The organism is Pantoea sp. R102 (assembly GCF_004916815.1).
Classification (GTDB): domain Bacteria; phylum Pseudomonadota; class Gammaproteobacteria; order Enterobacterales; family Enterobacteriaceae; genus Pantoea; species Pantoea dispersa.
In genome coordinates this window covers 1-8,919 of record NZ_SDFT01000225.1, presented here as the reverse complement: position 1 = coordinate 8,919, position 8,919 = coordinate 1, and the positions used below count along the sequence as shown (strand labels likewise).

The 8,919-nt window shown below is 59.3% G+C and carries 8 protein-coding genes; 6 read left to right on the top strand and 2 right to left on the bottom strand.

The window, feature by feature from the left end; genetic code table 11:
- A partial coding sequence (locus ERD80_RS19955; RefSeq protein ID WP_136548277.1) for a LysR family transcriptional regulator occupies positions 1–814 on the top strand: 814 nt, incomplete at its 5' end.
- Here ERD80_RS19955 and ERD80_RS19950 read toward each other — a convergent pair.
- Positions 788–1,807, bottom strand: a complete 1,020-nt coding sequence (locus ERD80_RS19950) for a capsular polysaccharide synthesis protein (RefSeq protein ID WP_136548275.1) — start codon at positions 1,805–1,807, stop codon at positions 788–790. The genes ERD80_RS19955 and ERD80_RS19950 overlap by 27 nt on opposite strands.
- Before the next feature lie 415 nt (positions 1,808–2,222).
- Here ERD80_RS19950 and ERD80_RS19945 point away from each other — a divergent pair, with 415 nt between their 5' ends.
- The gene (locus ERD80_RS19945) at positions 2,223–3,176 is read left to right on the top strand and encodes a WD40 repeat domain-containing protein (RefSeq protein ID WP_136548273.1); all 954 of its coding nucleotides are present in this window, start codon (positions 2,223–2,225) and stop codon (positions 3,174–3,176) included.
- Between the two features lie 15 nt (positions 3,177–3,191).
- Here the strand turns inward: ERD80_RS19945 and ERD80_RS19940 are convergent, their stop codons facing one another.
- Entirely contained in the window at positions 3,192–3,746 is a 555-nt protein-coding gene (locus tag ERD80_RS19940; protein WP_021506764.1) for a histidine phosphatase family protein, read from the bottom strand.
- Positions 3,747–4,332: 586 nt separating this feature from the next.
- Between ERD80_RS19940 and ERD80_RS19935 the strand changes: the two genes are divergently transcribed.
- The 4 genes from ERD80_RS19935 to ERD80_RS19920 form a co-directional block, all read left to right on the top strand.
- A complete protein-coding gene (locus ERD80_RS19935; protein WP_058771437.1) occupies positions 4,333–5,721 on the top strand; it encodes an MFS transporter in 1,389 nt (462 codons plus the stop codon).
- Between the two features lie 75 nt (positions 5,722–5,796).
- Positions 5,797–6,819: a LacI family DNA-binding transcriptional regulator gene (locus ERD80_RS19930; protein ID WP_058771438.1), complete on the top strand. Its 1,023-nt coding sequence runs from the start codon at positions 5,797–5,799 to the stop codon at positions 6,817–6,819.
- A 12-nt stretch (positions 6,820–6,831) separates the two neighbouring features.
- Positions 6,832–7,815, top strand: coding sequence for a nucleoside hydrolase (locus ERD80_RS19925; RefSeq protein WP_059011088.1), 984 nt, complete (start codon positions 6,832–6,834; stop codon positions 7,813–7,815).
- A gap of 229 nt (positions 7,816–8,044) precedes the next feature.
- On the top strand, positions 8,045–8,919 hold an 875-nt coding region (locus ERD80_RS19920), incomplete at its 3' end, for an MFS transporter (protein ID WP_136548272.1).

Below are 8,919 nucleotides of genomic sequence, written 5' to 3'. Positions count from 1 at the left end.
GGCGATGAGCCAGAAAATCAAAGAACTGGAGCAGATGGCGGGCGTGGCGCTGGTGCAGCGCACCACGCGCAGCGTGCGGCTGACGTCGGCCGGTGAAAAGCTGGTGGACGACCTGCGTGAGCCGTTTGCGCGCATCGCGCAGAGCTTCTTTAGCGTGCGTGACGAAGCCGGGCCGGTACGCGGTCTGGTGCGCATCAGCGCGCCGGTGGCGTTTGCCCGGCAGCAGCTGGTGCCGATTATCGGCGACTTTCTGCGCGACTATCCGCAGGTGCGGTTGCAGCTCAACGTCAGCGATCGGCTGGTGTCGCTGGGCAGCGAAGGATTCGATCTCGCCATTCGCCACAGCCAGCAGCTGCCGGAAACGCACGTCGCGCTGCCGCTGTGTGAAACGCGCACGCTGCTGGTGGCCGCGCCGGACTATCTGACCCGTCACGGTACGCCAGATTCGCCGCAGGCGCTGCAGCAGCATAACTGCCTCTATTATCCGCGCGGGCTGGAGTCGCCGCAGTGGCGCTTTCGTCTGCACAGCGATGACAGCGAAACGGTGCAGGTGAAGATTCAGGGTAATTTCGCCACTAATAACAGCGAGTCGATTCGTGACGCTGCGCTGCAGGGGCTGGGCATTGCCATGCTGCCGGACTTCAGCGCCAGCGCGGCGCTGGCCAGCGGCACGCTGCAGCAGGTGCTGCCGGAGTGGCAGGCGGTCGATGCCTTTGCCGACCGCCTGTGGGTGGTGCGGCCTTACGCAGCGCAGGTACCGCGTGCCGTCACCACCTTTATCCACTGGCTACGCACGCGCTTTGTTGATGGGTGAGGCCAGCGGCGCGCTGAGCGGTGCTGTGGGCTGCATCATCGCTCCCAGCAGGCTGCGACGGTTGTAGTTACCGAGACGCAGATTGAAGTCGAGATGCAACTGCTCAATGCCGCTCAGCTTGATCACCGGCGGCGGCGTATGCGGGCGCTGATGGAACAGTACCGTGTGCGCAAAGGCATCACTTTGCCAGTTGTTCAGCCGCTGATAGTAATACGCGTTGGCCTCGCATTTACGCAGATACAGGTTCACGCGGCGATGTTCGCGCATCGCCGCCTGCTGCGCCAGCGAACCCAGCTGCTGTGCCGGCTCGGCGATTTTCTGCGTCAGCAGAGCAAAATCATCGCGCTTTGCCAGCTCATTAAAATAGTTGTGCGCCCCCAGATGCTTGATCGGCGCGTACTGTTTTTGCCACTCGCGAATAAAAGGATTATTGGGCGCAGCGGCAAGAAACCAGTTTTCAATCACCGGTGCCAGATAGTTGACGGTGGCAATTTCACGGTAATAGCCAATCACATCCATGCGGCGTTCCTGATGCGCACGGTGCACCCAGCTCAGGTCTTCAAATAACAGCGTGCTGCAGTCAATCGCAATGCCGCCGTAGCGTAATAATAATTCGAGGCGAATGACTTCACTTTTTTGCTGCTCGCTTAATTGTGTCGAAGTAAAAATAAAATCCGGCAGGACTTCTTTAAGCGTTAAACGGTTTAATACATACACCTGATGGTCGGGATTATCCTGCCGTAGCTGCTGGATATTTAACGCCATCGATTTTGGTAAATATTCATTGTCCCAGTACATCCAGATTTTTTTGGGTATTTCCGGCAGCGCTTTCTCACCCGAAAGCAACACGATATTGTCCTCTTCGCTGGGATCATATTCCGGCGCGCAGAGCGCAGTATGCTGTTTGTTCTGCAGTAATGTCTGGCCGGTGAAGGCGATTCTCTGCCAGTGTTGCCAGAGCGTAAGGGCTGGCTGGAGACGTTTTTTTGTCATGATGCACCTGATTATTGTGATTATGGGGAGCAAAGATTCCCTGATGCTGGCGGCTTGAGCGCGCTTATGTGTCCTGACGGCTGTGTGTAAAAAGACTACCCTTGCTTAATAATCGATCCGCAGCGGCAAGGCTACGAATTTTTTTCGCTTTCAGATTTACCGGAAATGCCGGGATCCGGGATGGCTAAAAAGAGGTATCAATAAAATGATGAGGTACAGCGTTTTTTATTTTTAATCGATTAAGATTATTCCTAATAAAATAACCTCCTGCAGGCGCAGGCCGCGGCGCGGAATAAAAATGAGCGATCGGCGGTCCGTTAACGGCGCTGTATTTTCCCCTGGCCTGGCCGCCGCTTGCCCAACGCGGAGGCAGGTTAGCTACGCTTAGAGCAGGCAACGAAAAAAAGGAGGCACTATGCAGCCACACAAGCGTGGGTTACTGGCGGTTGATAAGCAGGGCAACCGCGTGCTGTTTCTCAATCCCGATAGCTTCGCCGTTGAGCAGGAGCTGAATGCCTTACCGCCGCGACCGCATGAGCTGCTGATGCTGCCCGCGCTGGAGAAGGCGTATGTGCCGATCTACGGTGATGGCGTCCATGGCGACAATCCGCATCCGGGGCACAAGGTGGCGATTATCGATTTGCGCCGGCGGCAGATTCGCGGCTTTATCGATCTGTCACCGCTCAAGGCGCCGCACAGCGGCCAGCTGGGGCGCGATGGCAAAGTGTATCTGTGCTGTGAACACAGTGCCGCGGTGGCGGTGATCGATCCGCACAGCGACACGCTGGAGAAAACCATCCGGCTGCCGTCGCACAACGCGCACCGGCTGACGCTGTCGCCCAGCGGCCGCAAGCTGTTTACTGAAAACGAAGAGGACGCCAGCATCACGGTGGTGGATCTGTGCGAGGCGGAAGGGCGCATCATTGATAACGTCCTGCTGCCGGGACCGATTGCCGGCATTGCCGCCTCGCCAAAGCACCCCTATCTGGTGGCCAGCGCGGCAGACGCGCCGCTGCTGTACGTGGTGGATCGTCAGAGCCATCGTATCCGCCAGCGCATCACGCTGCCCGGCCATCAGCAGCCGTGCCAGGTGGTGCGCTTCAGCGCCAGCGGTGAGCGGCTGGTGGCGATTGGCGACGGGGAAGGAGTGGTGACGCTGTTTGACGACTTGCTTAATCCGTTGGGGGACGTCGCGGTCGGCAATCAGCCGATGGATGGCTGTTTTAGCGCCGATAACCGCAGCCTGCTGATCGCTAATCAGGGTGACGGTTCGCTTAGCCTGATCGATCTGACGCAGATGAAGGTCATCGCCACGCCGCAGGCTGGCACCGGCTGCGAAGTCCTGAGCTACTTTCAGCTGTCGTCCTGAGTGCGACGGCCGCCATCAAATAAATGGCCGGTGATAAATCGCGCTGCTCCAGTGGCGGCTGCTGGCGTGTTTTTCTGCCTGCCAGCCGCGTTTGCGCAGTTGGCGCGCAATCAGTTTGTTCATAATACCGTGGCCCACCAGCAGCACCGTGCCCTGTTGCGACAGGGCAATCAGTTTGTCTGCCGCCCGCTGCGCGCGCTGCCGGGCATGCTGCACTGATTCCACGCGCCCGGCGTAACCGCACAGCCACAGCAGGCGCAGCAGCGCCAGCCACAGCGTCAGTGGCAGATGCAGGCGCGCAAACGGCAGCAGCGGCATCGCCACTTCACTGAACACCTCATCCACGTCCTGCGCCTGCAGACCGAGCCGCGCCAGCGACGAACGCGCACGCGGCAACGGACTGCAGGCAATCACGCTGGCCATGCGCGCAATCGCCATACTGCGCGGCGGCGGCGCATCACAAATCACCGCCTGGTCGTAGCCTTCACACCAGTCCGCCAGCGCCCGCGCCGTAAAGCGCCCGCTTACCGGATGGTCTGGCTTGCCGTGTCGCATGAGGATAATGGTCATAATGCTCCTGAGTGAAGGTCATCCAGTCTACTGCTGGCGCGCAGGATTTCGCGCGGCCCGGGCGGTTTTAAGAATAATGCCCGGGTGTCATCAAAACTTAACTGAAATGTGCGAAAACGGCGCGGTGAAAGTTTGGTCGCCGTTTTTGCCAATGATAAGCAATAGTCGTTAATCACGCAGCGTGCGTGAATTTTTTAATGACGCTGGCTGTAATGTAATGTCATGAATTAAAGCAGTTTTTTATCTTTTTCTCCTGCACCATTGTGAAGATAAGTTAATTATTTTCCTGTTGATCACTTGATTTATCTACGCGCGTAGATAGACTGTCTTCACAGTGACAACTCACGGTGCCAGAGACGAAGTTGGCCTTGAGATGACCCAGTTACATTTGCCGTGCTAATGCGATCGATGAAAAAAACATCGGCGAAATCAGGCAAATAGATGAATTCCAACACCAGGGAATTCTTTACTGACCTTTCATCCAGGTTTGCCTACTGAACGTCGCCACCGGGGAGTTCCGCTTGTTGCCAGGGAACCGACCCACGGATGGGCGTTTACTGTTTTCACCTCTTTCAGGGAAATGGTTATGACGGTACATCACTCCGTTACGCAACAAGGTTCACCCGCTTCCGCCGCCGATGCGCGGCTGGAAACCACCACCGGGCGCAAAGATTTCTGGCGCGCCACCTTCTCCTGCTGGCTGGGCACCGCGATGGAATACGCGGATTTCGCCCTGTATGGCCTTGCTGCCGGCATCATTTTTGGCGATGTATTCTTCCCCGAAGCCACCCCGGCAATGGCGCTGCTCTCCAGCTTTGCCACCTGGTCGGTCGGCTTTATTGCGCGCCCGATCGGGGCGCTGCTGTTTGGCTGGATTGGCGATCGCAAGGGCCGCAAGGTAGTGATGATCAGCACCATCATTCTGATGGGCGCTTCGACCACGCTGATCGGCCTGATTCCTTCCTATGCAACGATTGGTCTGTGGGCGCCGGCCTGCCTGGTGCTGCTGCGTTTCACACAGGGGCTGGGCGCCGGCGCAGAGCTCTCGGGCGGCACGGTGATGCTGGGTGAATACGCGCCGGTTGAGCGCCGTGGCCTGGTGTCGTCGGTGATTGCGCTTGGTTCCAACAGCGGCACGCTGATTGCGTCGCTGGTGTGGCTGGCGGTGATTCAGATGGATAAAGCCACGCTGCTCGACTGGGGCTGGCGTATTCCGTTCCTCAGCAGCGTGTTGATTGCTGCGGTCGCGCTGTGGATTCGCCGTCATCTGCGTGAAACGCCGGTGTTTGAGCGTCAGCAGGCGGAACTGCAGGCGCAGCGCCATGAAACGCTGGCGCAAAGCGCGACGCAACCCGACAGCCGCAGCTTCTGGCAGCGCAGCCGCGCCTTCTGGACCATGGTGGGCCTGCGCATCGGTGAGAACGGCCCGTCCTATCTGGCACAGGGCTTTATCGTCGGCTACGTCGCCAAAGTGCTGATGCTGGACAAATCGGTGCCGACCACCGCGGTGTTCATCGCCTCGCTGCTCGGTTTCCTGATCATCCCGTTTGCCGGCTGGCTGTCAGACCGCTTTGGCCGACGCATCACCTATCGCGGCTTCTGCCTGTTACTGATGGTCTACGCCTGGCCCGCCTTTAGCCTGATGGACAGCCGCGAGCCGGCCATCGTGATTCCGGTGATTGTAGTGGGCATGGCGCTGGCGTCGCTGGGCATCTTTGGCGTGCAGGCGGCGTGGGGCGTGGAGATGTTTGGCGTTAAACACCGTTACACCAAAATGGCGGTTGCCAAAGAGCTGGGGTCTATCCTTTCAGGAGGCACCGCACCGCTGGTGGCGGCGGCGCTGCTGTCGTTTACCGGCCACTGGTGGCCGATTGCCGTGTACTTCTCGGCCATGGCGACCATCGGTTTCCTCACCACCTTCGTGGCACCGGAAACGCGCGGACGCGATCTGAATCTGCCGGAGGATGCTATCTGACGCGCAGGATGGTGCAACATTCTTTGATTACGCTGGCCGGTACTCCCGGCCAGCGGCATTAACACAGAGGCAATATTGGCGAAATCCCCAACCGGAAATGTGACACGCAGTGACGTCGCCAAAGCCGCCGGAACCTCGGTGGCGGTGGTCAGCTATGTGATCAACAACGGACCGCGTCCGGTGGCCGAAGCCACGCGTCAGCGCGTGCTGGCCGCCATCCAGCAAACCGGCTATCGCCCGAATGCGGTGGCGCGCGCACTGGCCTCCGGCAGTACCAAAACCTTTGGCCTGATCGTGCCCAATATCGCAAACCCGTTTGTCGCCTCGATGGCGCACGTGCTGCTGCAGGAGTCGCTGAACCACGGCCACGTGATGCTGCTGGGCGATGCCGGTGACGATCGCCAGCGCGAGCTGGAGCTGATCCAGGGTTTGCTGAATCGTCAGGTGGATGGCCTGTTTTACACCAGCGTCGATCGCCATCCCTATATTGATGTCATCCAGGCGAGCGGAACGCCGCTGGTGATGCTGGACCGCATCGAACCGCGTCCCGGCGTCAGCATGCTGTGCGTTAACGAACGTGAAGCGGCGCGCCAGGTCACGGCGCATCTGCTCAGCCACGGCTATCAGCAGGTCGGCATGATCAGCGGTCCGCGCGAGATGCTTAACGCGCAGGATCGTATTCAGGGCTGGCGCGACGCCATGGCGCAGCACGGGCTGACGGTAGATGAAGCGCTGATTTTTCCGGCCGGCTATTCACGCCAGGGCGGTTACGACGCCGGGCAACGCATGATTGCCAGCGGCCGGGTGCCGCGCGCGCTGTTTACCAGTAACGAAGGGCAGGCGATTGGCTGTATTCGCGCGCTGTCCGAACATGGCCTGCGCGTGCCGCACGATGTCGCGCTGGTGTGTTTCAACGGTACCGAGCAGTCGGCCTTTCATGTGCCCACGCTCACCACCGTGCGCCAGCCGCTGCGCGAAATGGCACGCAGCGCCATCGCCATGCTGAAAAACGGTCATGGCGAGGCGCAGCTGGCCGAATTTCCTCACCATCTGGAGATCGGTGAGTCCTGTGGCTGCCAGCTATCTCAACAAAAATAAATATATAACATTATGAAAAGACTAATTATTGATTGTGATCCGGGGAATGGTATTGCTGGCGCTAACACCGATGACGGGCTGGCGCTGGCCTTAGCGCTGGCGTCACGCGCGCTGGCCGTTGAGCTGATCACCACCGTGAGCGGCAACACGCCGAGCGCGGTGGGAGCGCGGGTGGCTAAAGATCTGCTGCAGCGGCTCGGACTGAACATTCCGGTAGTGCAGGGCGCGCTGCAGGCGCTGCGCGAAGATCCGGCGCCGTGGCGCGCGCGGCTGGATAACGTCGCCGACCCGGCGCTGGGCGAACTGTGGCGCGGCGTGCGTCAGCCGCAGATGGTGGCAGCGGACGGCAACGATGCGGCGGGCGTGATGGGCCAGCTGATTTGTGACAATCCCGGCGAGTTTACGCTGGTGGCAATAGGCCCGCTGACCAACGTGGCGCAGGCGCTGCAGCGCTATCCGCAGATGGCGGATTCCGTAGCGGAGATCGTCATTATGGGCGGCGTATTCGCGCTGGATGACTACATCAAAGACACCAATTTTGGCCTCGATCCGGAAGCGGCGCATCAGGTGCTGCACAGCGGCGCCACCATCACGCTGGTGCCAATGGATGCCACCACGCAGACGCTGCTGACCCATCAGGATCTCACGCGCCTGACCGCCTGCGATCATCCACTGCCGCAGTTTGTGCGCGAAACGCTGCGACCGTGGATTGATTACTCCATCCGCACCCGCCATCTGCCGGGCTGCTGGATCCACGATGCGCTGGTCATTGCCTGGCTGCTCAACCAGCGCGTAGCGGACGGCGTGGATTATCACGTCGATATTGAGCTGCGTCCCGGTGCCACGCGCGGCAAGACCTGGCGCTACCGCACGCCGCTGCGGCTGGACGTTGGCGTGCCGGCGGACGCGGGCGCACTGGTGCATGTGATGCAGAACGTAAACAATCCGCTGCTGCTGGAAGTGATTGAGCAGACGTTCAACGGATTGAAACGCTAAGATTTTGCTGCGGCGCGCGGTCTCCCGGTCGGAGTAACGCGCGCCGCTTTCCTGCCGACACGCTTCCTTACATCGCGAATCACTCGCTGACAATTCCCCGCCGCGCGGCGCCTTTCTGACATGCTATATACAAATGGTTAACACAATAATAACCAGTGCAACCATTCGCTGGATAACGTTCCAATAAAAATCTGGCCGCGAGCCGGAAGCAATCAGACAGGATACCCTTATGTTTAACTGGACTGCGACCCAGCGCAACGTGGCTTTCGCCAGTTTCGCCAGCTGGACGCTGGATGCGTTCGACTTCTTTATTCTGGTGTTTGTGCTCAGCGATCTTGCGCGCTACTTCAACACCAGCGTCTCCGATGTTTCCATTGCCATTATGCTGACGCTGGCCGTACGGCCGGTAGGCGCATTGATCTTTGGCCGGCTGGCGGAAAAATATGGCCGCCGGCCGATCCTGATGCTCAACATTGTGCTGTTTTCGCTGTTTGAGTTGCTGTCGGCATGGTCGCCCAACTTTGCTGCCTTCCTGACCTTCCGCGTGATTTACGGCGTGGCGATGGGTGGCATCTGGGGCGTGGCCTCTTCGCTGGCGATGGAAACCATTCCCGACCGTTCGCGCGGCCTGATGTCCGGCATCTTCCAGGCCGGTTATCCGTGCGGCTATCTGCTGGCGTCGATAGTGTTTGGCCTGTTCTTCGAACAGGTGGGCTGGCGTGGCATGTTCCTGATTGGCGCGTTGCCGATTCTGCTGCTGCCGTTTATTTATTTTAAAGTGCCGGAATCGCCGGTATGGCTGGCGGCACGCGAGCGTAAAGAGAATCACGCGCTGCTGCCCATCATCCGCCAGCACTGGAAAATCTGTATTTACATGGTGCTGCTGATGGCCTGTTTTAACTTCTTCAGCCACGGCACGCAGGATCTCTACCCGACGTTCCTGAAAGTGCAGCACCAGTTTGACGCCCACACGGTGAGTATTATCGCCATTAGCTATAACATTGCGGCAATGCTCGGCGGCATTACGTTCGGCTCGCTGTCCGAGCGTATCGGGCGTAAAAAAGCCATCATGCTGGCGTCGTTTCTGGCGCTGCCGGTGCTGCC